Origin of the sequence: Cohnella ginsengisoli (assembly GCF_029525555.1) — a bacterium.
In the GTDB taxonomy this organism is placed as follows: Bacteria; Bacillota; Bacilli; order Paenibacillales; family Paenibacillaceae; genus Cohnella; species Cohnella ginsengisoli.
The window spans coordinates 1,227,714-1,252,028 of the sequence record NZ_JAPDHZ010000002.1; the positions used below are offsets into that span (position 1 = coordinate 1,227,714).

Here is a 24,315-nt window from a genome sequence, read left to right on the forward strand (position 1 = left end):
GAAGTGGTTATTCATGTGAAATCTTTGGCGTCGGCGACCGTCTTCCAGAGCGGAATGTCGCTGGAAGCGAACTGGCTGCGCAGCGGCGGCTGCTCGTTCTGGACGCGAACGTAGCCGCCCGAAGGCAGGAGCTCCCTGGCTTTGACGTTATCCTGCAAGTTCAGCTCCAGCATGTTGCGGAGCGCAAGCCGGAGTCCGCGATCGTATACCGGGCAAAGCAGCTCGACGCGGCGGCTCAAGTTGCGGCTCATCCAGTCCGCGCTCGAGATAAACACCTCATCCTCGCCGTCCGCGGACACGTACAGGATGCGGGAATGCTCGAGGAAACGGTCCACGATGCTGACGACGCGCACGTTGTCGCTCAGTCCCGGCACGCCGGGCCGCAGGCAGCATACGCCGCGCACGATCAGGTCCACTTTGACGCCCGCCTGCGACGCTTCGTACAGCTTATCCACCATAGGCTGGCTGGATAGGGAATTGATTTTCGCCACGATCCGCGCCGGCTTGCCTTGCTTTGCGCACGAGATCTCGCGGTCGATCAGCTCGTACAGCCGAGGGCGGAGACCCGCAGGCGCGACCGCGAACGCGCGCCAGTCGTGGGGCGTAGAATAGCCGGTCATCTCGTTAAAAAGCGCCGAAGCGTCCGCGCCGATCCACGGATGACAGGTGAACAATCCGGCGTCGGTGTAGAGCTTTGCGGTATTTTCATTATAATTGCCCGTGCCTACGTGCACGTACCGCCGCAGCGAGCCGGCCTCCCGGCGCACGACGAGCGTGATCTTGGCATGCGTTTTCAGACCGACCAGGCCGTAGACGACGTGACAGCCCGCGCGCTCCAACTGCTTGGCCCAGGCAATATTACGCGCCTCGTCGAATCTGGCCTTGATCTCGACGACGACCGTTACCTGCTTGCCCGACTCGGCAGCTCGCGCGAGCGCCTGAACGAGCACCGAATTGACGCTGACCCGGTAGAGCGTCATCTTGATCGCGAGCACGTCCGGATCCTCCGCGGCTTCGCTGATAAAATCGTTGACGACCTCGAACGATTCGTAAGGATGATAGACAAGCGCGTCTCCCCGCTCCCGCAGCACGGAAAGGATGTCCTCCGAGACGTCGAAGGCGGCCGGGTATACGGGCTCGATAGGCGGATATCGCAGCTGCTCCATATTGGGAAGCGATCCCGTAAACTTCGAGAGGAACGTCAGGTCGAGCGGTCCGTCGATCTCGAAAATTTCCTCCTCGCCGACTTCGAGCTCCTCCATGAGCAGCTCCCTGGCCTGAATCGACATCCCCTTCTCGATCTCCAGCCGAACGGGGAATCCTCTCCGCCTGCGCCGCAGCTCCTTTTCCATCTCCTTGAGCAGGTCTTCCGCGCCTTCCTCGTTCAGCGCAAGGTCGGCATTGCGGGTCACGCGAAACGCGTGCACCGATTCGGTCGCGTACCCGCTGAACAGCTGTCCGATCTGCACCCGGATCAGCTCCTCCAGGAGCAGATAAGCGTTTTTGCGACTTCCTTTGCGCTTGGTGACCTCTACCGTTCTCGATAGAATAGACGGCACCTGCACGATGGCAAAATAAATCCCGTTCTCCTGCGTCGGTCCTTCCACGCCCTCGGGCCTCAATACGACCGCCAAATAAAGCTCCTTGTTGTGGAGCAGCGGAAACGGCCGGCTCGTGTCGACCGCCATCGGCGTCAATACCGGGAAGACGATCTCCTGAAAATAGACCGTCATCGCCTCTTGCTGCTCGCCGTTCAGATCGTCCCAAGACGCGAGCGCGATATTTTCCTTGGAAAGCAAGCGCAGCAGTTCTCTATAGGTCTTGTACTGGAGCCTCACCATGCGCCCGACTCGCTTGGACAGGCGCTTGAGCAAGCCGCCTTGCGTGTATCCGGTAAAGTCCGGCTTGTTGAATCCGGCCTTGAGCTGCTCGCGAAGTCCGGCTACGCGAACGCTCATGAACTCGTCCAGATTGCTCGCCACGATCGACAAGAATTGAAATCTTTCGAGCAATGGCGTACCTGGGTCCTCGGCTTCCTCCAAAACGCGCCGGTTGAATTCCGTCCAGCTGAGGTCCCTGTTAATGTACTTTTGGGATCCGTGCATTCGTGTCGCTCTCCCCCTTTTAGAATCGAACCATTGCGCTGCGCGAAGTCTATTCACAGTCTTATGCCCATTATGTTAGAAGGATGTTATCGCAGCGTCAATCGAACATGAAGAGAATGTAAAATCGCGCGGTTCTGATCCTTCATCGTCAAAATCTTCGAAAACCGCCGCCCGATATCCGGAACGAGCCGGACTGCACCTTGGCGGCCAGCCATCCGTATAGCCCCAGCCTGAAAAGCGAGCGCGTCCACGGCAACAGCATCGCTAGACCGACAAGATCGGACAGAAATCCCGGCACGATCAGCAGCAGTCCGCCGGCAAGCACGCAAATGCCGTCCAAGATCGCGTGTCCCGGCATCTGGCCGGACGAGAGCTGGCGTCGCGCTTCGCCCCATACTTTGCGGCCTTCGGATTGCATGAGCAGCGCGCCGACGACTGCGCCGGCCAGCAGCAGCAGGAAGGTGGGCCAACCGCCGATCCATCGCTGCACGATATAAATGCCGCACGCTTCCAGCAGGACGAAGACGATCACGATCCACATCAAGCGTTTTAGCAGCATGGCAAACACCTCTCTTTGTGCTCTCTAATACGCCGGCTCGCATTCCCCCGTTGCAGGAAGCATCTGGCCGACGGATCCTTGCGCAGATGCTTCGTCCGTGATTGGAGGTTGGCTACGGCACAAGTCTCCCGCCTGTTTTAACGGTATCCCCTTCGCACAGGCGCACGACGTTGCGCAAGCCCGCTCTGTCGGCAAGCGATGGACCGCCAAGCTGAGCGGATCGGATCGCAGCTTTGGTCGAAAGGGATATCGTTCAAAAGCAGCGAAGGCGCAGTGCCGCCTCCTGCGCAAACGGGATGCCGTTCAAAAGGGCAAAAAGAGCTCGCTACGCTTCCGCCAGCGCCTTGAACGCAGCCCAAACCTCCGGCAATTCACGGTCGAGCCGGACCGGCTTCCACTCCTTATTCACCCATACGTGCTTCGTGCTGCCCGACACGAGCAGCTCTCCCGCCGGATCGTCCTTGGATACCCGTCCGACGCTGGCCGTCAAATCGCCCTTCATAATCCGCGATTCGAACTCGATCCTCAGCGCCGTCTTGTCCGCGACCCGCGTGCATATCGTGACCCAATCGTCGTAACGGGCCGGCTGCGTGAAGTTAACGTCGAGCTTGACGAGCGGCAGCAGCAGCCCCCCTCGTCTCGATCGCCCGGTAGTCGCAGCCAATCCGCCTCACCCATTCGGTTCGTCCGATCTCGAACCAGTTCACGTAATTTGCGTGGTACACGACGCCCATTTGATCGCATTCCTGATACCTCACTCGAAGCGGGTGCAGGAGCCATGCGCTTGCCATTGCCTAATCCTCCTTCGTTCGTTCAAAAGAAAGAGGGACGCAAGCGGAGCTTGCTCCGTCTGTCGTCCCGTTGGTCGTTTTATTAAAGTACCTTGGCTTGTCCGGTGTAGATGACGCCGTGCTCCGCGTACAGCGTGATCTCCATGCCGTCGTGCAGCAGCTGCGTCGCGTTCTCGACGCCGATGATGACCGGAATACCGAGGTTCAGGCCGACGACCGCCGTATGCGACGTGATGCCGCCCGTCTCGGTGATGACGGCTGCCGCTTGTTGAATGGCCGGCATATACTCCTTGTCAGTCGCCGGGCTGACGAGAATAGCGCCCTCGGTCATCTTGCTGATGGCTTCGTCCGGCGAAGTCGCGATGACGACGCGTCCGGTCGCGCTCTGCGATCCGATGCCCTGTCCCTTGGCGATAAGCTCGCCGATGTTGTGGATCTTGATCAGGTTCGTCGTGCCGGAGCGGCCGACCGGTACGCCCGCCGTGATGATGACGGTATCGCCCAGGCGCACGATGCCGGAGTGGATCGCGCCCTGAACGGCGATGTCAACCATCTCGTCGATCGTGGAAGCGGACTTGCCGTCCACCGTGATGACGCCCCACACGAGCTGCAGGCGGCGGCGAACTTGCTCGACCGGCGTCACGGCGATGATCGGGGACTTCGGGCGGTACTTGGACACCATCCGCGCCGTATAGCCGCTCTCCGTGGAAGTGACGATCGCCTTCGCGTTCAGGTCGAGCGACGAGTTGGCGACCGCTTGGCTGATCGCTTCGGTGACGGTCGTCTGCTGGGCTTCGGCCTGCTTCGTGAAGATCTCGCGATAACGGAGGGCGGACTCGGCGCGCTCGGCGATGCGGGACATCGTCTGAACCGATTCGACCGGGTACTTGCCCGCTGCCGTCTCGCCGGAAAGCATGATGGCGTCGGTGCCGTCGAAAATGGCGTTGGCCACGTCGGACGCTTCCGCGCGCGTCGGGCGCGGGTTGCGCTGCATCGAGTCGAGCATCTGGGTCGCCGTGATGACCGGCTTGCCGACGCGGTTGCACTTCTCGATCATTTGCTTTTGCACGAGCGGCACTTCTTCGGCCGGGATCTCGACGCCCAGGTCGCCCCGCGCGACCATCAGGCCGTCGGAGACTTCGAGGATCTCGTCGAGGTTGTCCACGCCTTGCTGGTTCTCGATCTTGGAGATGATCTGGATATAGCGCGCATCATGCTTCTCGAGCAGCTCGCGGATCTCGAGCACGTCGCTCGCGCGGCGGACGAACGAAGCGGCGATGAAGTCTACGCCCTGCTCGATGCCGAAGCGGATGTCGTTGGCGTCCTTCTCGGTGATACCCGGCATGGAGATGGCGACGCCCGGTACGTTGACGCCCTTCTTGCTCTTGATCGGGCCGCTGTTGACGATCTGGCACTCGATCTCGGTGCCTTCGACCTTGGTGACCGTCAGGCCGATGAGGCCGTCGTCGATCAGGATCGTGGATCCGACGTGCACGTCGCCCGGCAGGTCTTTGTAGGTAACCGGGATGCGATCGCGGTCGCCGAGGATCTCTTCGGTCGTGAGCGTGATGTGCTCGCCGGCCACCAGCTCGATCGGCTCTTCCTTCAGCTTGCCGAGACGAATCTCGGGTCCCTTGGTGTCGAGCAGGATGGCGACGGTCTTTCCAAGCTCCTCGCAAGCCTGGCGGATGTTTTTGATCCGGTTGCCGTGCTCTTCGTAGTCGCCGTGAGAAAAGTTCAAGCGGGCGACGTTCATGCCGGCGTTAATCAGTTTTTTCGTGTTTTCGAGCGATTCGCTGGATGGGCCGATCGTACAGACGATTTTCGTTTTGCGCATGGTTAAGATAACCTCCATTGGATGTCGGGCGGACGGATCATGCCGTATACCACCGATTGTGCCCGCCCGGACGCCGATTCAGACGCCCCGCGCGGCATTGATGACTTAAATATCATGCCGAACGCCCGTCCGAGGATCGGAAGGGCGCCTGGTCATGCTCACACCAACTCTGGCGCGGCGAACTTGCCCACGCTGCGGAACTTGCGGTAGCGATCCTCTACGAGCGCCTCCGGCGTCATGTCCGACAGCTCCTCGAGATGGCGCCAGATCGCGGTCTTGACGGCCTCGGCCGTCTTGGCGGGATCCAGGTGCGCGCCGCCCTTGGGCTCGGGGACGATCTCCTCGATGATGCCGAATTCGAGCAAATCCTTGGCCGTGATCTTCATCGCCTCGGCTGCCTGATCGGCTTTGGAAGCGTCCTTCCAGAGGATCGATGCCGCCCCGTTAGGCGAAATGACCGAGTAGATCGAATTTTCCAGCATCAGGACGCGATTGCCGACGCCGAGCGCGAGCGCGCCGCCGCTTCCGCCTTCGCCGATGACGACGCAGATGACGGGGACCCGGAGCAGCGCCATTTCCTTGAGGTTGCGGGCGATCGCTTCGGACTGCCCCCTTGCCTCTGCGGAATCGCCGGGATAGGCTCCCTTGGTATCGATGAAGGTGATGATCGGCCGGCCGAACTTGTTCGCCTGCTGCATGAAGCGCAGCGCTTTGCGGAAGCCTTCGGGATGCGGACTGCCGAAAAACCGCTGAATGTTGTCCTTCGTATCTTTGCCCCGCTGATGGCCGACGACCGTCACCGGCACGCCGTTCAGCTTCGCGATGCCGCCGACGATCGCCAGATCGTCCCCATACAGCCGGTCGCCGTGAAGCTCGATGAAATCCTCGAAAATCTCGTTGATGTAATCGAGCGTCGTCGGCCTCGCGTGCACACGGGCCAGATGCATGATCTGAGCGCCGGACAGGTTGCTGTATATCTCGTCTTCAAGCTTCTTGTAAGCCTCTTCGAGCCGGGCGATCTCCTCGCTGAAGTCGATGTTCTGCTCGACGCCGACTTTTTTGAGATGGTCGATCTTGCGGCGCTGCTCGGACAGCGGGCCTTCGAAGGGGAGCTTATTGTCCATCTGAAGCACCTCCTGCGACATGCATGTCGAGCAGCTTGGTCAAAAAGGCCTTCATGTCCTTGCGGTGCACGACCTTGTCCAGCTGGCCGTGCTTGAGATTGAACTCGGCCGTCTGGAAGTTGTCGGGCAGCTTCTGCCGGATCGTCTGCTCGATGACGATGCGTCCGGCGAAGCCGACGATCGCGCCCGGCTCGGCCAAAATATAATCGCCAAGGCTCGCGAAGCTGGCAGATACGCCGCCTAGCGTCGGATCGGTGAAAACGGAGATGAACAGTCCGCCTTCTTGCTGGAACTTCGCGAGCGCCGCGCTCGTCTTCGCCATCTGCATCAGGCTCAGGATGCTCTCCTGCATGCGGGCGCCGCCCGACGTAGAGAACAGCAGCAGCGGAAGCTTCTTCGCGGCGGCAAGCTCGATGGCGCGCGTCACCTTTTCGCCGACGACGGATCCCATGCTGCCGCTGAAAAAGTCGAAGCTCATGACGCCGACGACGACCGGGATGCCCCCGAGCTCGCCTTCGCCCGTGACGACCGCGTCCTTCAAGCCGGAGCTGGCCTTCTGCTGCTCGAGCTTGGCTTTGTAACCGGGGGAATTCAAGCGGATCCTCCGAGGTGAGGTCCGCATCGATCTCAAAAAAACGCCCGTCGTCGAGCGTCATCGCGATGCGCTCCAGGGCGTTGAGGCGCGAATGATGACCGCAGGTGGAGCACACCTTGAGGTTTTTCTCCCATTCCTTGCTGAACTGGATGTTGCCGCACTTCAGGGCAGCGGTTCATCAGCCCTTCGGGAATCTCGCGCTTCGGCCGCTCGCTTGCCGCGGGGGGCCTGGGAGACGGAAGGTACGGTAGCATATTTCTTCTTCTGGAATAAATCCTTAAACACAGCGACACCTCACAAGGCGCAAAAATGGCGGTCCCGCCGGCGGCGGGCGGTGCTCCGCACGGGGATGTCCCGTACGGAGAAAACGCGGCCCGCGCGGACGAAATCCGCAGCTATCAGGCGCGACATGCATAGGACGATCCGACCCGCGAAGGACGGCAATCTGCCGCATGAGTCACATATGCAATATACTGCCGAGCACTTCTTGAACTTCCTGCACTTCACCGGAAGGCACCAATATCTCGTATTGCGGCTTGACCAGATTGATCGCCCGGACCCGGACGAGAAAGCCCTCGCCCTCCAGACGGCTCTGGATCCGCTCCGCAATCTTGGCGGTCGGCGCAATATAAATGACCGTCCACATGACGCGGTACCTCCATAGGTGATCGATTCTACAATAAGGAAATGATAGCATACAAAGATCGGGACTAGCAACCGTGAGCCGCCACGGCTACGGGGCCGGCGGGCCGCGGCTTGGCGCAACGGGAAGCGGTTCGGCCGGCGAAAACACCGGCGATGTCCGCTTGCGGCGCGGCTTTGCTGGACATTAGGGCGGCCGGGAATTCGTACGTTCGCGGTGCAGATTTAATTTAACGGCCCGGACGTCGCAAGCGACCCGAGACGCCGTATGACACTTCGCTACACGACGCCAAGCTATCGTGCAAAAGCGCACGATAGAGTCCGAAACAAGCCAATCGGTCTAAGTAACATCAATGCCGGCATTAATGCCGAGTTGCGCTTATAGGCACTGTCCCGCGCGTCGCGGAGGTGCGTTAGAGCCGCTTGCGCTTATCGACATAGAGTTACGCGGTTTTTCCGTGTTACTCCGCTCCCGAGTGCGGTTTCTGCGGGAGTTACGCGGTTTTTCCGTGTTACTCTGCTCCCGGGTGCGGTTTCTGCGGGAGTTACGCGGTTTTTCCATGTAACTCCGCTCCCGAGCGCGGTTTCTGCGGGAGTTACGCGGTTTTTCCGTGTTACTCTGCTCCCGGGTGCGGTTTCTGCGGGAGTTACGCGGTTTTTCCATGTAACGGCGATCCCCGGCTAGCTTGCTGAGCAAAGAATGCCGCAGAACATCGGCAAGACGGAGATTATTTGACCTTCGCCGTGCCTTCGCCGAGCAAGCGTTCGACGGCGGCCGTCAGCCCCGCCGAAGGCAGCACGCGGTAAGAATCGTTCAGCGCCAGCGATTTGCGGTCGCGTTCGTAGAACAGAACCGTCTGCAGCGGTCCCTTGTGCTTGGCGAGCAGCGCCTGCAGATCCTTGAGCACGGACGGCGCCTCGTGTCCGGCATCGATCCGAACGTAGAAGCGCTGCGAGGCCGCTCCCGCGTCGCCGCCGTCGGCGCGGCCCGCGCCGGCTCGCGCCTTTTCCGGCGACGGCGCCGGCTTGACGACGGACGTCGTCCGGCGCGCGCCCTCCGCGGCGGCCGGCTTCGCTTCGGCCCGGTCCGGCCGGCGGCCCGCCTCTGCGCTTCGATCGGTCCTGGCGCCGCGATAGCCGCCGTGACCGCCTCTGCGCATGCGGGCGGCTTCGCGCTTCAGCGTGTCCGCCGCCAGCGGCACGATCTCGTCCGCCAGCAGCTTGAAGTCCTCGTCGCCCTGCTGGAGCTTGGCCCGCACGAGCAGGAGCGCGCCTTTTCCCGCGAACGCCGACGCCGACTTCCAGACGGAAGGGAATACGACGAGCTCCGCGCCCATGATCCGGTCCTCGAGCTCCAGGAAGGCCATCGCCTGGCCGCTCTTCGCGACGATCGGCTTGAGAGAGACGACCATGCCCGCCGTCAACACCTGCGCGCCGTCCTCCGCCTCCGCCAGATCCGAGAGCCGATCCAATCCCGCTTCCTCCCACAACCCGTCGAAGACGTCAAGAGGATGACCGGACAGGTACAGTCCCAGCAATTCCCGCTCGAGCTCCAGCGTCTGGGTCTGCGTATAAGGGGCGACCTCCGGCAGGTCCACCTCCCAATTCGGCGCGTCGCCGAGGTCGAACAGCTCGAGCTGCAGCTCTTCCTTTTCCTTGCGCCAGATCGCCGCGGCCTCGACGGACTCATCGAGCGCGGCCAACAGCTGGGCCCGATGGCCGGGCAGCGCGTCGAGCGCGCCGCAGAGCAGCAGCGATTCGAGCACGCGCTTGTTGCAGGCGCGCGGATCGACGCGCCTGCACAGGTCGGACAGGCTGTCGAACGGACGGTCCGACCGCTCCTTCATGATGCTCTCGATCGCTTGCGTGCCGACGTTCTTGACGGCGGCGAGCCCGAAGCGAATGGCGTTGAACGCGCGCGCCGGATCGCCAGCCGCGGCTCCCCCGTCCAGCGCGGCCTCTTGTTCGAACGCGGCAGCGTCAAGCGGACCCGGCTCGCCGCGCACGGAATTCAGAACGGCTGCCGTGCGCACCGGCGTAAAAAAGCACGCGGCTCTCATTTACGTCCGGCGGCAGCACGGGAATGCCCATGCGCCGGCATTCGTCGACGTATTCCGCGGTTTTGCGCTGATTGCCGATGATCGAGGTGAGCATGGAAGCCATGAACGGAACCGGATAGTGCGCCTTCAGATACGCCGTCTGGAAGGCGAGCACGCCGTAGGCGGCGGCATGGGCACGCGGGAATCCATAATCCGCGAAGCGCAAGATCATGTCATAAACGCGATTCGCCTCTTCGTCCGTGTAGCCCTGACCCAGGCTGCCCCGCACGAAATGCGCGCGCTGTTCGTCGAGAATCTCCCTTTTCTTTTTGCCGACCGCCCGGCGCAGCAGATCCGCTTCGCCCAGCGAGAAGCCCGCCATCCGGGAAGCGATCTGCATGATCTGCTCCTGGTAGACGATGATGCCGTACGTGTCTCGCAGGATCGGCTCGAGATCCGGATGCGGATATTCGGCCGCGACCTCGCCGTGCATCGTCTTGATGAACTGCGGGATGAAGTCCATCGGTCCCGGCCGGTACAGCGCCACGACGGACACGATGTCCTCGAACGTCCTCGGCTTCATGTCGCGCAGCACCCGCCGTATGCCGGCGGACTCCATCTGGAAGACGCCGGTCGTGTCGCCGCGCCCGAGCAGTTCGTACGTCGCAGGATCGTCGTACGGGATATCTTCCCAGCGCAGCGCCTTGCCGGTGGACTCGAACACGCTCTGCATCGCGCGCTCGATGATCGACAGGTTGCGCAGGCCGAGGAAGTCCATCTTGAGCAGGCCGACCGCCTCGAGGTGCTCCATCGAATACTGCGTGAGCGGCACGCCCTCCGTCCCCTCCTGCAGGGGGACGTAATCCGTGAGCGGCTCGGAGGAGATGACGACGCCCGCTGCGTGCGTCGACGCGTGGCGGGGCATCCCCTCCGCGCGCCTCGCCATCGCGATCAGGTCCGCGATCGGTCCGCCCTTCTCCGTCAAGGCGCGGAAGTCGGGGTTGTCCCTCGCGGCCCGCTCGATGGACATGCCGGGCATGCCGGGGATAAGCTTCGCCGCCCGGTCCACGTCCCCGTAAGGCAGGTTCAGTACGCGGCCCACGTCGCGCACCGCCGCGCGAGCGGCGAGCGTGCCGAACGTGATGATCTGCGCGACGTGGCCGCTGCCGTACTTGTCCGCGACGTAACGGATGACCTCGTCCCGGCGCTCGTCGCTGAAGTCGACGTCGATATCGGGCATGCTCACGCGCTCCGGGTTCAGGAAGCGCTCGAACAGCAGCTTGTGCTTGAGCGGATCGACGTCCGTGATGCGCAGGCTGTAAGCGACGATGCTGCCAGCCGACGAGCCGCGCCCCGGCCCTACCGCGATGCCTTGCTCGCGCGCGTAGCGGATGAAGTCCCAGACGATCAGGAAGTAATCGCTGAAGCCCATCCGGGCGATGACGTCGAGTTCGTAGCGCAGCCGCGCTTCGGCGTCAGCCGCGACCGTCTGCGCAGAAGCAGCTCCGGCGTCGCCCGAGGCGCCCGCCGACTCGACTGCCGATGCGCCTCCCCCCGCGTCCTCCCCGTCCGCGCCCGCCGTCGCCGCTCCGTCGTACCGCTCCCGCAGCCCGGCCAAGCACAGCTCCGCCAGGTAGGTCTCCGCCGTCATCCCCTCCGGGATCGGCGAGAACTTGGGCAGAATATGCGCCCCGAGGTCGATCTCCAGCTCGCAGCGGTCCGCGATCAGCGCCGTGTTGGTCACTGCCTCCGGCCGGTGGCGGAACAGGGCGGACATCTCCTCGCCGGTCTTCATGTACAGCTGCGACGTGCCGATCCGAAACCGGTCCTGGTCGTCCACCGTCTTGCCCGTGCCGATGCAGATGAGCACGTCCTGCAGGACGTGATCCTCCTCGTTCAAATAGTGCGAATCGTTGGTCGCGGCGAGCGGAATGCCGAGCTCGTCCGCCAGCCTCAGCACGCCTGCCGTAATACGCTTCTGGTCGGTCAGGCCGTGGTCCTGAATCTCGAGGAAGTAGTCCTCGTCGAACAGCTCCCGATATCTCAGCGCCGTCTCCCTCGCCTCGGCGTCCCGCCCGTGCAGCAGATGCTGGGACAGCTCGCTGCTCATGCAGCCGCTCAGGCAGATCAAGCCTTCGGCATGCCGGGACAGCGCCTCGAAGTCGATGCGCGGACGATAATGAAAGCCCTCGAGATGACCGATCGAGCTCAGCTTCATCAGATTGCGGTAGCCGGCGGCGTTCTTCGCGAGCAGCGTCAAATGATAGATCGGCTGGTCGCGTCGCGAGGCCTTCTCCAGACGGGAGCCGGCGGCGACGTACGCCTCCATCCCGACGATCGGCTTGATCCCCCCGCTCGCGGCAAGCCTTGTAAAAGGGGATCGCCCCGTACATGACCCCGTGGTCGGTGAGCGCCAGCGCCTTCATGCCGAGCTCCGCCGCCCGCGCCGTCATGTCCTTGATGCGCGAAGCCCCGTCCAGCAGACTGTATTCGCTATGGTTATGAAGATGGACGAATCCGCACATCGCGATGCCTCCCCGTGTTCCCGTTTTTGTTCCCATTAATCGAATTGTATCATATCGGCGCGGGCACGTCCCATACATATAAGCATAGGAGGGGATGGACATGAACCGCGTTTATGCGCATGCGGTGCTCGACTTCTGTATCGCCTTCGGCGTGGTGCTCGGCGGAGCGATGCTGGCCGGCATGGCGGCGCTGTTCCTCTGGCGTCCGCCGGCCGAGACGGTGCTCGAGATCGCGAGCCGGATTAAAATCTGGGCGGTCGTCGTCGCCGTAGGAGGCTCGATCGATCCGATCCGCGTCATCGAAGCGAACGTGATGGAGGGGTACCTGTCGCCGGCCGTCCAACAGATCGGCTATATCGTCTGCGCGTTTCTCGGCGCGCACTTGGCGACCGAGCTGGTGCAGTGGATGTGCAGGAATCCGGGGTGAGACGATGAGAGTGCCCGTTTTCGCGAAGTATGGGCGAGGGATGCAGGCCGCGGCTTTTTTTCTTTGCGGGATGATCGTGGGCGCGGCGGTCTACAGCGCGCTGGTGCTCGATCAGACGAACCGGATCGTCCTGAACAACTACGAGCTCAAGGAGCAGGCGGAGCTGGCCGAGCAGCAGGCGAGGCAAAAAGAAAAGCCGAACGCGGGCGAGACGGTCATTTCGAGCATTGTCCTGTACGTGAACGAGGCGCCCGGCCGGGAGCCGCTCGATGCCGTCGCTGAGAGCGCGCTCAAGGAGAAGCTGATGACGAGCCTGAAGCGGAGCTTCCTGGGGAGAAAAATCTACGATATCGGCTCCGACGCGGCGCTCGCCCGCAGCCTGCTGGACGGCGCCGTCTACCCGGATATCGAAAAGAAGGATTATACCGTGCATATCCGCACGGCGCTGGCGGCGGACGGCCGGCTGACGATATGGGCGGAAGCCGCGCCGCTGCTCAGGCGCTGAGCGCGGCCGGCATTCAATCGGCGTGGCGGATATGGTACAATGAGGGACAATTCGCCTATCGAAGGAGCTGCCCCATTTGTCCAACCTCGAAGCGATCCTGTCCTGGATCTTCGGCATCGCCATTCTCGTCTCGCTGATTCTGTCCGTAAGCTTCAGCTTCCGCTCGCGGCGCAGCGCCGATCCGACGCAGCGCGGCCTGATGGCCGCCCGCATGAACATCTGCCTCGGCATCATGCTGATCGCGCTGGCGCTGCTGCAGATGTTCATCTACAGCGGGTCGACGCTCCGCGTCATCGTCGGCGCCGTTTTCCTCGTGCTCGGTATCTTCAACCTGTTCGCCGGCATGCGCAATCACGCCTTCTTCACGAAGCGTCGATTGTCTGCGCGGTGATCATCGCCTTGGCCATGACCTCCCCGTCCGCGAGCGCTGCGGTGACCTCCAGCTTGAGATGGCGACGGCTCGCCTCGATCAGATGCGGCCGGATCGCGAGCTGCGCGTCGATCGGGATCGTCCGCAAATAATATACGGTCATATTTTCGACGATATGCTCGTGCCGGCCGAGGTCGGCCGCCGTCCTCGCGACCGCCTGCTGCATGAGCATCGTCAATACGCCCTCCGACAGCGTCCCGAGCGCCCCGGACATTTGCGGCGTGACGAGTCCCGTGAACGACTGGCGCCCTTCGGCGTCCCGTTCTTCGGCGAAGCCCGCCCACACGAGCGCGTCGAACGTCTCCCCCAGCTGTTCGGGCCGGTTGGCGAACTGCATCGCCCGCAGCAGCTCGGCCCGGCTGACGGCGCCCGCGAGCTTGCGCTGGCGGTCGACGACGGGCAGCAGCTCGATGCCCTCGGTCACCATCCGATGCGCCGCCGACGCGATCGGCGTATTCATCGTGACCGTCATCGGCCTGCGCGTCATGAGCTTATCCACCGACTGGTCCGGCGGACGGCCCACGACGTCCTTGGACGTCACCATGCCGACGACGCGGTTCCACTCGTCGACGACCGGGAAGCGCGAGTAGCCCGTCTCCGCGCTCGTCTTCAGGAAGTCGGCCACGCTCGCGGACTGTTTGAGCGAGCCGACCTTGGCCGTCGGCTCGACGAGGTCGGCGATCATCATGATCTTGCGCTTGATGAGCCGGTCGTACATCGCCCGGTTGATCATCGACGCGACCGTGAACGTATCGTGCTTGCAGGTCAGAATCGGGAGCTGACGGTCGTCCGCCAGCTCCTTCACGTCCTCGCTCGTCCCGAAGCCCCCGGTGACGAGCACGCCGGCCCCGTGCGCTAGCGCGATGCGGTGCGCGCCTTCGCGGTTGCCGACGATGAGCAGGCTGCCCGCGTCGATGTAGCCCGTCATCTCGTCCAGCTCCATCGCGCCGATGACGAGCTTGTGAAGCGTCTTGTCGAGGCCTTCGCCGCCGCCGAGCAGGCTGCCCTGCACGATCTCCAGCACCTCGGCGAACGTGAGCTGCTCGGGATGGCTGCGCCGCTTCCGGCCGACCCGGACCGTCCCGATCCGCTCCTTCGTGCTGACGTATCCCGCCAGTCCCGCTTCTTTAAGCGCGCGGTAGGCCGTCCCCTCGGACACGTCCCTGTCCTTCGCCATCTGCCGCACGGAGATGCGCGTGCCGATCGGCAGGTCCCTTATGTATTCGAGCAGCTGCTCGTGCTTCGTTAATTCTTCTCCGGCATGATCGTTGCCCGCCATATCCGACGCCTCTCTTTATCGATTCGTATCGAACGCAGTGGGCAAAATCAGGAAAACCATTTAAAGTATAAACATACACTGCCCTCGCCCTCAATGTAGCATAGCGACCGCAGCCTAGTCGAGCCAAACGCCCAAAGGAGAACTACCGTTTATGCAAGATCTCGTATCATTCCTCCGGCAAGACCTGCTCATCTCCATCCCGCAGGCCTTTACCCTTCTATGGCTGACCTTGGCGGCGCTCGGCTTGCAGCCGGCCCGGCGCTGGCGGCGAATCGCCGCGCTCGCCGTCGTCAATTCCGTTTATACGGACCTTTTTTTCCATAACGTCTCTACGCCCGTCCAGATATTGAATTCGGTCACGATCACGACGCTCATGCTCTTCGCGCTGTTCAGGGACGTCAGCGTGAAAAAGAGGCTCATGATCTTGCTGCTTTCTTACGTCTTCAGCTCCCTGAACGACCTGGCCGTCTATATTCTGTACGGATCCCTGTACGGCGTTGCCGACAAAGCGCGCATCCTGGATTCCTTCCCGGCGTTCGCTTCGTGCATGTATCCGGTGCTGCTCGTTCAATGGCTCGTCGCGGCTTACGTCGGCCCCCGGACTGCCCGCTGGTTCGACAGCCTGCGCGCGGCCGGCGGATACATTCGCCGCAACGGGCTCATTCGCGTGCTCGTCTGCCTCTTGCTGCAGCTTTTCGCGGGAAGCGGCGTCCTGCTCGGCCGCGCCGTTCCCGGCGAGTACGGACGATATGCCTTTTTCGATTGCCTGTTTTACGCGACTGTGCTGCTCTCCCTGCCTACCCTGTATTACGTCATTCGGCTCATCGACCGCACCAGGCAGGACACGGTGCTGTCCACCCAGGAGCACTATATCGACCAGATCAGCGGCATGTTCACGTCGATACGCGGACAGCGTCACGACTACCTCAATCATATCCAAGTCATGCACACGATGCTGCAGCTGGGCAAGTTCGCCGAGCTCAAAGACTATATGTCGGACGTCGTCAAAGAAACGCACGAGGTCGGCGATATCGTTCAGCACGATATTCCGGCGGTGGGAGCGCTGCTCAAGGCGAAGACGGCCGTCGCCTTGAGCCTTGGGATCGACTTCGCCAGCGACTTCGCCGGTCCCTGGAACCCGCAGTCGCCGGTCAAGATCATCGACATCGTGAAAATCGCGGGCAATCTGATCGACAACGCGTTCGACGAAGTCGTCAAGCTCCCGGCCGGCGAGCGCCTGGTGCGCGCGTCCTTCCGGCTGTGCGACGGTTACCTGGAGCTGACCGTATCCAATCCCGGCCCGCCGATCAGCGAAGCGGCGCGGGCGCGACTGTTCGAGCCCGGATTTTCGACCAAACCGGGAGGGAACAGAGGGCTGGGACTGCCGATCGTCCGGGAGCGCGTAGCCCATTATGCCGGGACGCTGACGGTCCATTCGGACGAGAAGCGCGGCACCGTATTCAAGGTCCGGCTGCCGCAAAAAGCCGCTCAGCTGTCCTGAGCGGCTCGATCCTTGCGACGTCCGGGAGCGCATCGCATCGCTTTATGGCGCCTAGAACAGCAGCAGCCAGCAGATCGAAAACAAAACGACGTACCCGGCGACGGACAGGAGCACCATCGCAAAGTTGTCCTTGCGCTCGATCTCGTGCAGCTCCAGCGCATGAATGACCAGAAGCAGCAGGCTGAGCAGCAGCAGCCCGCCCGTCAGCGCCAGCGACAGCCTGACCGACAGGAACGCCGCCAGCGCAGATACAAGGTACCCCGCCCCGAACAGGAGCTGCGAGCTGCCTTGATACGTGACGACCTCGATCCAGGAGCGCTTGCGCCGGCCCAAGCGGTTCCCCACGGCGGATAGGGATGCCGTCGCGGCGAGCAAGGACAGCAGCCCGAGCAGCAGCAGCTTGAACGCGAGCCCGGAACTGAAAAGGCGGCTCACGAAGAGAACGGAGAAAAACGACATCGCATGCTCGATCCGGTTCTGCGCCGCCAGCACCCAGACGTAAAATCCGGCGACGGAAGCGGCCGCCCCCATCAATCCGAGCGGCAGGTCCTCGGCGCCGCGCAGCGCGAGCGCGGCCGACGGATTGCGCAGCAGCGCCAGCAACAGCCGCGGGTTCGCGGAAAAACGTTCCCGGCTCATTTTCGACAACCTCCAGACGTTTAAAAACGTTCCATTAAAATTCACTGTTCCCCTTTTTCGACGCCAACCGCCCGATTCCCTCCATATAAGCCCGCAATAAGCACGCAAAAACCGCCCTCCTAAAAACGGAAGGCGGTTCGTGCGGCTGCGCCGTGCCTTACGCCTGCAGCTGCTTCAATTGATAAAACTCGCCGCCCTTCGCCATCAGCTCGTCGTAAGTGCCGATCTCGGCCACCTGTCCGCGCTTCATGACGACGATGCGGTCGGCATCCCGGATCGTGGACAACCGGTGCGCCACGATAAACGTCGTGCGATTCTGAATCAGCTTCTGCATCGCCTGCTGCACGAAGTACTCGGATTCATTGTCGAGCGCGGAAGTGGCCTCGTCCAGGAGGATGATCTTCGGGTCGCGCACAAGCGCGCGCGCGATGGCGATTCGCTGCCGCTGGCCGCCCGACAGCTTGCCGCCGTGCTCGCCGACCGCCGTGTCGAGACCTTGGGGCAGCTGCGCGATAACATCCTGCAGGTAGGTCATCCGAATGACCTCCTCAAGCCGCTCTTCGCTGACCGAGGGAAGTCCGTACGTGATGTTCTCGCGAATCGTGCCGGAGAAGAGCACCGTGCTCTGATGGACGACCGCGATGCGGGACCGGTAGGACGTCATGTCGAGCTCGTCCATCGGCACGCCGTCGATCGCGACCTCGCCGAACGTCGGCCTGCTGAAGCCGATCGCCAGGTTAAGCACGGTCGACTTGCCGGCCCCCGAGGCGCCGACGAGCGCGATGCATTCGCCAGCCTTGACCTGCAGATTGAAGCCGTTCAGCACGTGGCGGTCCGAGCCCGGATAGCCGAAGTTCACGTTTCTGAAGTCGAATTCGCCTCTGACTTCCTCAAGTTTGCGGTGGCCGCGATACTCCTCCGTGTCCTGCGAGAGCAGAATCTCCGTGACCGAATAGATCGACTCGAAGCCCTTGGCGATGTTCGGATAAATGTTGATCAGCTGCGTGATCGCGCCGAGGATCATGGCGAAGTACGATTGGTACAACACGATGTCGCCGACCTGAATCTCCCCGCGGAACGCCAGCAGCACGGTAAACGCCAGACACAGCACCTGGAAAGTCTGAAACGTCACCCAGGCAGCCGAGCCGAAGTAGGCTTCCACGATGTCGAGCCTGTAACCTTTGGAACGCAGCTTGCTCAGGGTGCTGTCGATCTTGTTGATCTCCGTCTCCTGCAGGCCGTGCGCCCGCGTGACCGGCATCATGCCGACCATCTCCGACACCTGGCCCGACATCGATTCGATCTGTTTGCGGAAATCGCTGTTCGTGCGCTGTATTTTTTTGCGGAAAAACGTCACCATCGCGACGCCCGCCGGAATCGTCAGCACGAAAAACAGCATGACCGTCCAGCTCTTCCCCGCCGTGATGACGACCGCCACGACGATGCTGACGATCGCGGGCAGCACCGACAGCATCATCTGCCGCGACAAAAACTCGATCGCTTCGACGTCGCGAAGCACCTTGGACTGCAGCCTGCCCGCGGCCAGCTCGCCGTGCGCGGACATCGACAGCCGCTGCAGCTTGCGGACGAGCGTGCTCCGCAGGCTGGCTTCGACGTAACGGATCGCCTTGCTCATATAGCTGATATGAAGCACTTGCGTAGGGACGTTTTGTACGATGACGACAAAAAGAATGCCGATATTCCACCATAGCGAGCTCGTGCTGTATCGATCCGGCTTGGTCGCCATGTTGATCAGGTTGGCGGTGATGATCGGGAGCACGTAGACCGGCGAGTGCTTGATCAGGAAAAAGAAAGCCGACCAGAACAGCTTGATCCAATGGTCTTTATATAGAAGATACAGGATTCTCGAAGGACGCCGATCCGTCAACGCTTCGTTTTCGAATAAATGCTCCAGTCCGTACGAAGTCGGCTCCGACTTCGGGACGGCGGCGGTATTCATCGGTAACACTCCTTTGAACAAGTTGTTAACGCGTGTTCACAGATTTATTAACTTTCTCATTTTCAAGCATACGGTTCGATATGTAAACCTATTGAATCCAATAAAAAAGAAGCCTTCAACGCGCTTATGGACGGATCAGGCGGCTTGGCCATCCCCTAATCCCATGTTTGCGCCCGATTAAGCGAATTTGAAGCGATTTCTCTCGCCTATCGCCAATAAGAGCGCTCAGCCTAAGCCGAGCGCCCCGAGTTTGAGAAGCCAAATGGTCAACGTACTGGAAAGGCGCGAACCGCTCCGTCGCCTAGCGTTTGCGGATCGTTCGGATCCGCTCATGGAATGCCGCGTCGAGCAGCAAGTTTCGCGCCCAATTTATGCGCCGACCGCACCAGCCAATGACGCTCCTCATATGATAGATCGACTGTACCCTTCACCCTGCAAGCATCTGAATCCCGGGCAAGGAGGGGTGACATACGTTGAGAAGCAGCGACCACAAGAACAAATTCCTTCTTACCAATCGGGAACGCGAAGTGTTCGAGCTATTGGTACAGGACAAGACGACCCGTGACATTGCCCAACAGCTGTTCATTAGCGAGAAGACGGTTCGAAACCACATTTCGAACGTCATGCAAAAGCTGAACGTCAAGGGTCGTTCGCAAGCGGTCGTTGAGCTGATTAAGCTCGGGGAATTGAAAATCTGATCCGGAGCGATCCGGACGCGGACCGGCCTTCTTTTCACCGCTTTCTGGCGGAAGAAAAGAAGGTTTTTGGTTGCAATACAGCCTGCCGCATCTATCGCGACAGGCTGTTCAAGGTGTATTCGAGCAGCGGCCGAACGCTACGGACGGGAAACGTTGTTCATATGCGGGTGACGGGCGTTCATGCCGGCGATCGGGCCCCCATGGTTTCCGCCCGTCATGCCGTTGCCGTGGATGCCGCTGCCTTGAATGCCATTGCCATGTACGCCGCCATGGCCATTTACGCCACTGCCATGGACGTCGTTGCCGTGGATGCCATAACCTTCGCCGTTGCCGGTCGTCCTCGTAATGCCGGTCATACCCCCGTTGCCGGCAGGCCGGTTGCCGTCCTCTGCCGTCGGGAAAATGCGGTTCGCGATCGCATTGAACTCGGTCAGGAGCCCTTGGATCGGATGGCCCTGCCGCACTTGCTCCGCGTAGCCGCGCATCCGGTCGCCCCACTCGGGATTGGAAGACACGTACACGTGGTCCGTCGCCGGCGAGATCGCCTTGACCTCGTCGGCGATCTCGCCCTTGAGCTTGCTCGTGAGCTCATGGTCGCCATGGCCTTCGGACATGATCGCGACGTAGGCGTTCCGATCGGAGCGGACGACGTAGGCGGATTGAACGTCGGGCCGCGCCGCCAGCTTGTCCGCGATCTTTTGGTCCATTTCCAGATGGCTGTTGCCGTGAAGGCCGACCACATTGTTGTTCATGCGCTGCGTGCCGTTCATGCGGTTCATCTCGTTGCGTCCGTCGTCGGCGAACCGATCGTTGATGCTTTGAGACCTGATGTTCGAATTGCCGACGTCCCCCTGCTTGCTCGAGCATCCTGCCATCGTCAGCGACGCGGTCAATACGAGCGCTGCCGCCGTTGCTTTTTGCCACATTAAGATCCGACTCCCCTTTGTCTTCGCTATGGTTAGATCGATTGGAAAAGACGGTGTTTCGCCAATCGTTAGAATCACCAACGCGGTGAGGCGCTATGCGTTTTGTCAACCGATCAAGGCAACTTGCGCGGGGATAGCGAATGTCGGGGGGAGCATGCGGAGCCGTCCGGTTCCCCCCCAGAGTTTCGATTATCTGTCGGAATCTAAGATCGACGCCAAAAAAACGCTTCCGCCGAATGCCTGGTCGGGCATCGGGGGAAGCGATGGATGTAGGTCAGGATTCAGCTTATCTCGGCGTCAGCCGGCGGAAGTGATCGCGAGTCACGGTGCCGATCGGCGCCTCGCCGTTCGCGAACCGCTGCAGCTCGTCGACGATAAAGTCGCACAGATCGCGTTTCAGGAGGCCGTGGAAGCCGCCGATATGAGGCAGGCAGAGCACGTTGTCCATCGAGAGCCATTCGTGCTCCCGCGGCAGCGGCTCCGACGCGTATACGTCGAGCGCCGCGAATATGCGCCCGTCGCGCAGCTCGGCCGCCAGCGCCTGCTCTTGCACGATCGGACCTCGCGCCGTGTTGACGAACAGCGCCCCGTCTCGCAAGCGGGAGAGCTGCTCCGCGCCGATCATGCCCTCCGTCCGCGGCGTCCACGTATTGTGCAGCGAGACGATATCGCTGCGCTCGAACAGCTCGTTTAAACCCACGAGCTCGGCGCCCATCGCTGCCGCCTCCTCCGGCGGGCAATAGCCTGAATGGATTAGCAACCGGACGTCGAACGGCTTCAGCATGGCGATGACCTGCTTCGAGATCTCGCCGTAGCCGACGATGCCGACGGTTCTGCGCGTCACGCCCAGCACGGATTCCCGGTTGTTGTTGCTCCACTGGCCGCGCTTCAGCCTGGCGGCGTAGCCGGCGTGATCCCAGGCGCCGGCCAGAATGAGCGATACGGAGAGCTCGGCGGTCGAGCGTCCGAGCACCGTGTTGGCGCTCGTCACGACGATCGGCGTATCGAAGACGTCGTCGCCGACGATCGAGGCGACGCTGCCGGCGCCATGCCCGATGAACTTCAACTTGCCGGCGCGAGCGAGCGCGTCCGGCGAGAAAAACGGCGAGCCCCACGACGTGATGCAGGCGTCGTAATCGCCGATCCGCTCCGCAAGCGCCGCGGTATCGAACGGCTGTCCCGGCTCGACGAAGTCGGCTTCGGTGATGCTCGCCAGCTTGTCGCGGACCTCGGGCCGCCAGAACAGCCCGAGCAGTCCCGGATCCGCAATCGTTACGAGTGTTTTCATTTCGCGTCCCTCATTTCCCCAGTCGGTCTAAAATATCGCGCATCTTCGCCGCATAGCCGGGAAAAACCGTCTCGGGTTCCATGCCCGGCGCCTGCAGCTCGGTTCGCCATTTGGTCTCCCACTCCAGGGAGTAGCAGCCCCCATAGCCAGAGCGCTCCAGCGTTTCTACGATAGAAACGATCGGAACCCGGCCCTCTCCAATCTGCGTATACTTCCAGCTGCTGCGCATCGGATCCTCGAACGGGACGCCGTCCTTCATATGGACGTGGGCGCACTGCGCCCCCAGCAGCGCCACGGTCTCCTCCGGCTGCTCGCCCTCTTCGAGCGGGTGGATGATATCGTAGATGACCGCGCAGTTGTCGCGCCCGACATCGTCCAGCAGCTTGCGGAGCGTGCGGCCGGTCGCGAACTCGTTGTGCGTCTCGATCCAGATGGGCACGCCGAGCGGTGCCGCGTCGTCGCAAGCGGCCGCGATATGCGCGACGAGCGCTTCGTAGGGAATGGCGGGCATAACCTGATCCCTTCGTTCGGTGAAGTAGCCGAGGAAAACCCGTACCCCTCCCGCCTGCAGGTCATGCGCCAGCCTGACCGAGCGCCGCAAATTTTCGAGCTGCGCCTCGTCGCCGGCAAGACCGGTAAGACAAACGCCCGAGGCGATGTCGGTCGCCCGGACGCCGGCCCGTTCGAAGCTGCGGAAAGCCGACCTGCGCGCCTCTGCCGTCATGTCCGTGGATATGCCCCATGGCGCGCCTTCCCTTAGCTCCATGCCGCCGAAGCCCCAGCGGACGGCCAGCTCCAGCATCTCGTCCAAAGTCCGGCCCTCGCAGGGGAGCGTGCTGAATGCCAATCGATTCATGCCGCACCTCTCTTTCATTTCCGTCGCTTGCGATCGGTCATGTTGATTATGGCAGGGCTTTCAGGGCGATCGCCTCCCTTTTTCCGCGCTTCTTTTGAACATTTCCGAGAATCCGTGTACGATGATAGGAAGAGAACGAGACGCAGCGGAGGTCCTATGCCCGATTATCCGATTTACGGCTCTAAAGAGATGCTGGACGACGCATTTCCTTTTAAAATCGAGATTCGGCGCCCCCAGACGATGAACGACGTTTTGCACGCTCACGAGCATCTGCAGCTTTGCTATATGCGTTCCGGCAGCTGCCTCCATTGGGCGGGCGGACAGTGCCACGTGCTGGCCAAAGGCGACCTTTTTTCGATCCCGCCCTTCCAGGAGCACCGGCTAGAGCGGCGCGAAGGAATGGACTTCGTCATGTGCCAGGTCGACTTCATGCCGCATGCGATTCACGAGAGTCTGCGCGACTTGGCGAGCATCGAGACGTTCGTCGACTTCGCCTTCATCCGCCCGCTCATCGCCGAGGCCGACCTGATGCCCAAGATGACGCTGACGCTCCCCGCGCAGGCTGTCGTCGAGAGCTTGCTGGACGTCATCTCGGCCGAGTGGGAAGAGAAAGAAGAAGGCTATCGGCTCGCGATCCGGGCCGAGCTGCTGAAGCTGCTCGTTCTGACCTGCCGGCAGTACAAACGATATTCCGGCGCCGAGAGCTCCCGCGAGCGGCAGCAGGTCGCCTACCACCGCAAAGCCTTTTTCGAGACGATTGCCTATATGGAGTCGCATTACGACGAGGACCTTCATCTGGAGGACATGGCGGCCAGGGCGCTCATGGCGCCGTCGTACTTCAGCAATCTTCTGAAGCTGGTCAAGGGCAAATCGTACATCGAGCTGCTGTCCGCGCTGCGGATTCAAGCCGCCATGGAACTGCTGCTGGGCACGGACCTCAGCGTGACCGAGATCGCGACGCGCGCGGGCTACAACCATATCAGCCATTTCAACCGTACCTTTAAAAAGCACACAGGGCTCACGCCAGGCGATTACCGCAAGCATCAGGCCTGATCGGGACGAGCTGGAGCGGGACTTCGAGCAAACCCTGGAACGGGTGGCCGAGATCGGCTACGAGGGCGTCGAATTCGCGGTTTATTACGGATATGACCCCCAGCGGCTGCGCGAGCTGATGGATCGCTGTCGCTGAAGACGGTCAGCACGCACCGTGTCGCTGTTCAAGCGCTGCTTCAACCAGTCGATCATGAGCTGTGCGATCGAGGTCCGGCTCGCGACCGCCTGCGAGCGCATCCGGCACATGTCCATGTCGCTGGATGCCGTCGCGGCGTCCTGCGGCTTCAACGGCTACACCTACTTCCACCGGCAGTTCCGCATGCGCTACGGGCTGTCCCCCCGCCAATACCGGGAGGAGCAGCAGAAACGCGCGAGCTTTCCGATCTCTTGACTCGCATACGAAACGCCCCTCTCGGCGATGGCCGGGAAGGGCGTTTTTGGCATCGACGCTTCCTATTTATGCGAATCAAGCAGCCTCTCCTCGTATGCCGCACCATCGAGCAACCTCCACGCATGCTACCCAATCGAACGGCGAT

At 61.8% G+C, this 24,315-nt stretch carries 18 protein-coding genes and 3 pseudogenes; 7 read left to right on the plus strand and 14 right to left on the minus strand.

The window, feature by feature from the left end; translation table 11 throughout:
- Positions 1 to 11 precede the first annotated feature (11 nt).
- The 8 genes and pseudogenes from ppk1 to OMP38_RS35595 all read right to left on the minus strand — a co-directional run bounded on the left by ppk1 (position 12) and on the right by OMP38_RS35595 (position 12,217).
- Positions 12 to 2,162 (minus strand): polyphosphate kinase 1, encoded by a 2,151-nt coding sequence (gene ppk1, locus OMP38_RS06020; RefSeq protein ID WP_277564281.1) that lies wholly within the window; start codon positions 2,160 to 2,162, stop codon positions 12 to 14.
- Between the two features lie 91 nt (positions 2,163 to 2,253).
- Positions 2,254 to 2,664: an FxsA family protein gene (locus OMP38_RS06025; RefSeq protein WP_277564282.1), complete on the minus strand. Its 411-nt coding sequence runs from the start codon at positions 2,662 to 2,664 to the stop codon at positions 2,254 to 2,256.
- A gap of 325 nt (positions 2,665 to 2,989) precedes the next feature.
- Positions 2,990 to 3,455: pseudogene (locus OMP38_RS06030) on the minus strand (acyl-CoA thioesterase).
- 82 nt (positions 3,456 to 3,537) lie between these two features.
- Positions 3,538 to 5,292, minus strand: coding sequence for a pyruvate kinase (gene pyk / locus OMP38_RS06035; RefSeq protein ID WP_277564283.1), 1,755 nt, complete (start codon positions 5,290 to 5,292; stop codon positions 3,538 to 3,540).
- 158 nt (positions 5,293 to 5,450) lie between these two features.
- Complete coding sequence (locus OMP38_RS06040) at positions 5,451 to 6,416, minus strand: acetyl-CoA carboxylase carboxyltransferase subunit alpha (RefSeq protein WP_277564284.1); 966 nt, start codon at positions 6,414 to 6,416, stop codon at positions 5,451 to 5,453.
- Positions 6,406 to 7,296: pseudogene (gene accD / locus OMP38_RS06045) on the minus strand (acetyl-CoA carboxylase, carboxyltransferase subunit beta). The gene OMP38_RS06040 and the pseudogene accD overlap by 11 nt, the downstream one beginning before the upstream one ends.
- Before the next feature lie 172 nt (positions 7,297 to 7,468).
- Positions 7,469 to 7,657, minus strand: a complete 189-nt coding sequence (locus tag OMP38_RS06050) for a glutamate decarboxylase (RefSeq protein WP_090109932.1) — start codon at positions 7,655 to 7,657, stop codon at positions 7,469 to 7,471.
- Between the two features lie 724 nt (positions 7,658 to 8,381).
- A pseudogene (locus tag OMP38_RS35595) lies at positions 8,382 to 12,217 on the minus strand (DNA polymerase III subunit alpha).
- A gap of 100 nt (positions 12,218 to 12,317) precedes the next feature.
- Between OMP38_RS35595 and OMP38_RS06070 the strand changes: the two are divergent.
- From OMP38_RS06070 to OMP38_RS06080, 3 genes are all read left to right on the plus strand, one after another.
- Positions 12,318 to 12,644: a YtrH family sporulation protein gene (locus OMP38_RS06070; protein ID WP_090109936.1), complete on the plus strand. Its 327-nt coding sequence runs from the start codon at positions 12,318 to 12,320 to the stop codon at positions 12,642 to 12,644.
- A 4-nt stretch (positions 12,645 to 12,648) separates the two neighbouring features.
- Positions 12,649 to 13,149, plus strand: a complete 501-nt coding sequence (locus OMP38_RS06075; protein WP_277564287.1) for a sporulation membrane protein YtrI — start codon at positions 12,649 to 12,651, stop codon at positions 13,147 to 13,149.
- A 76-nt stretch (positions 13,150 to 13,225) separates the two neighbouring features.
- Positions 13,226 to 13,540 (plus strand): YtpI family protein, encoded by a 315-nt coding sequence (locus tag OMP38_RS06080; protein ID WP_277564288.1) that lies wholly within the window; start codon positions 13,226 to 13,228, stop codon positions 13,538 to 13,540.
- On the opposite strand, the gene OMP38_RS06085 is transcribed toward OMP38_RS06080, so the two are convergent.
- On the minus strand, positions 13,512 to 14,858 hold the full coding sequence (locus OMP38_RS06085; RefSeq protein ID WP_277564289.1) for a DRTGG domain-containing protein: 1,347 nt from the start codon (positions 14,856 to 14,858) through the stop codon (positions 13,512 to 13,514). The genes OMP38_RS06080 and OMP38_RS06085 overlap by 29 nt on opposite strands.
- A 151-nt stretch (positions 14,859 to 15,009) precedes the next feature.
- On the opposite strand from OMP38_RS06085, the gene OMP38_RS06090 reads away from it, so the two are divergent.
- Positions 15,010 to 16,359, plus strand: a complete 1,350-nt coding sequence (locus OMP38_RS06090; RefSeq protein WP_277564290.1) for a sensor histidine kinase — start codon at positions 15,010 to 15,012, stop codon at positions 16,357 to 16,359.
- Between the two features lie 51 nt (positions 16,360 to 16,410).
- Here the strand turns inward: OMP38_RS06090 and OMP38_RS06095 are convergent, their stop codons facing one another.
- Both OMP38_RS06095 and OMP38_RS06100 read right to left on the minus strand, forming a co-directional pair.
- Positions 16,411 to 16,998, minus strand: a complete 588-nt coding sequence (locus OMP38_RS06095; RefSeq protein WP_277564291.1) for a hypothetical protein — start codon at positions 16,996 to 16,998, stop codon at positions 16,411 to 16,413.
- A 157-nt stretch (positions 16,999 to 17,155) separates the two neighbouring features.
- Positions 17,156 to 18,958 carry an ABC transporter ATP-binding protein gene (locus OMP38_RS06100; protein ID WP_277564292.1) on the minus strand — a complete coding sequence of 601 codons (1,803 nt, stop codon included), beginning with the start codon at positions 18,956 to 18,958 and terminating at the stop codon, positions 17,156 to 17,158.
- Between the two features lie 473 nt (positions 18,959 to 19,431).
- Here OMP38_RS06100 and OMP38_RS06105 point away from each other — a divergent pair, with 473 nt between their 5' ends.
- Complete coding sequence (locus OMP38_RS06105; RefSeq protein ID WP_271750335.1) at positions 19,432 to 19,656, plus strand: helix-turn-helix domain-containing protein; 225 nt, start codon at positions 19,432 to 19,434, stop codon at positions 19,654 to 19,656.
- Between the two features lie 137 nt (positions 19,657 to 19,793).
- Here the strand turns inward: OMP38_RS06105 and OMP38_RS06110 are convergent, their stop codons facing one another.
- The 3 genes from OMP38_RS06110 to OMP38_RS06120 form a co-directional block, all read right to left on the minus strand.
- Positions 19,794 to 20,582, minus strand: coding sequence for a YhcN/YlaJ family sporulation lipoprotein (locus OMP38_RS06110; RefSeq protein WP_277564293.1), 789 nt, complete (start codon positions 20,580 to 20,582; stop codon positions 19,794 to 19,796).
- Between the two features lie 286 nt (positions 20,583 to 20,868).
- Positions 20,869 to 21,870, minus strand: coding sequence for a hydroxyacid dehydrogenase (locus OMP38_RS06115; RefSeq protein WP_277564294.1), 1,002 nt, complete (start codon positions 21,868 to 21,870; stop codon positions 20,869 to 20,871).
- 10 nt (positions 21,871 to 21,880) lie between these two features.
- Complete coding sequence (locus tag OMP38_RS06120) at positions 21,881 to 22,726, minus strand: sugar phosphate isomerase/epimerase family protein (RefSeq protein ID WP_277564295.1); 846 nt, start codon at positions 22,724 to 22,726, stop codon at positions 21,881 to 21,883.
- 156 nt (positions 22,727 to 22,882) lie between these two features.
- On the opposite strand from OMP38_RS06120, the gene OMP38_RS06125 reads away from it, so the two are divergent.
- Both OMP38_RS06125 and OMP38_RS06130 read left to right on the plus strand, forming a co-directional pair.
- Positions 22,883 to 23,779, plus strand: a complete 897-nt coding sequence (locus tag OMP38_RS06125) for an AraC family transcriptional regulator (RefSeq protein ID WP_277564296.1) — start codon at positions 22,883 to 22,885, stop codon at positions 23,777 to 23,779.
- 154 nt (positions 23,780 to 23,933) lie between these two features.
- Positions 23,934 to 24,170 carry a helix-turn-helix domain-containing protein gene (locus OMP38_RS06130; protein ID WP_277564297.1) on the plus strand — a complete coding sequence of 79 codons (237 nt, stop codon included), beginning with the start codon at positions 23,934 to 23,936 and terminating at the stop codon, positions 24,168 to 24,170.
- Positions 24,171 to 24,315 lie beyond the last annotated feature (145 nt).

Coding starts and splice junctions, on each gene's coding strand:
- OMP38_RS06025 (WP_277564282.1), bottom strand. CDS start 2,664: ATGCTGCTAAAACGCTTGATGTGGATCGTGATCGTCTTCGTCCTGCTG.
- pyk (WP_277564283.1), bottom strand. CDS start 5,292: ATGCGCAAAACGAAAATCGTCTGTACGATCGGCCCATCCAGCGAATCG.
- OMP38_RS06040 (WP_277564284.1), bottom strand. CDS start 6,416: ATGGACAATAAGCTCCCCTTCGAAGGCCCGCTGTCCGAGCAGCGCCGC.
- OMP38_RS06050 (WP_090109932.1), bottom strand. CDS start 7,657: ATGTGGACGGTCATTTATATTGCGCCGACCGCCAAGATTGCGGAGCGG.
- OMP38_RS06070 (WP_090109936.1), top strand. CDS start 12,318: ATGAACCGCGTTTATGCGCATGCGGTGCTCGACTTCTGTATCGCCTTC.
- OMP38_RS06075 (WP_277564287.1), top strand. CDS start 12,649: ATGAGAGTGCCCGTTTTCGCGAAGTATGGGCGAGGGATGCAGGCCGCG.
- OMP38_RS06085 (WP_277564289.1), bottom strand. CDS start 14,858: ATGGCGGGCAACGATCATGCCGGAGAAGAATTAACGAAGCACGAGCAG.
- OMP38_RS06090 (WP_277564290.1), top strand. CDS start 15,010: ATGCAAGATCTCGTATCATTCCTCCGGCAAGACCTGCTCATCTCCATC.
- OMP38_RS06095 (WP_277564291.1), bottom strand. CDS start 16,998: ATGAGCCGGGAACGTTTTTCCGCGAACCCGCGGCTGTTGCTGGCGCTG.
- OMP38_RS06100 (WP_277564292.1), bottom strand. CDS start 18,958: ATGAATACCGCCGCCGTCCCGAAGTCGGAGCCGACTTCGTACGGACTG.
- OMP38_RS06110 (WP_277564293.1), bottom strand. CDS start 20,582: ATGTGGCAAAAAGCAACGGCGGCAGCGCTCGTATTGACCGCGTCGCTG.
- OMP38_RS06115 (WP_277564294.1), bottom strand. CDS start 21,870: ATGAAAACACTCGTAACGATTGCGGATCCGGGACTGCTCGGGCTGTTC.
- OMP38_RS06120 (WP_277564295.1), bottom strand. CDS start 22,726: ATGAATCGATTGGCATTCAGCACGCTCCCCTGCGAGGGCCGGACTTTG.
- OMP38_RS06125 (WP_277564296.1), top strand. CDS start 22,883: ATGCCCGATTATCCGATTTACGGCTCTAAAGAGATGCTGGACGACGCA.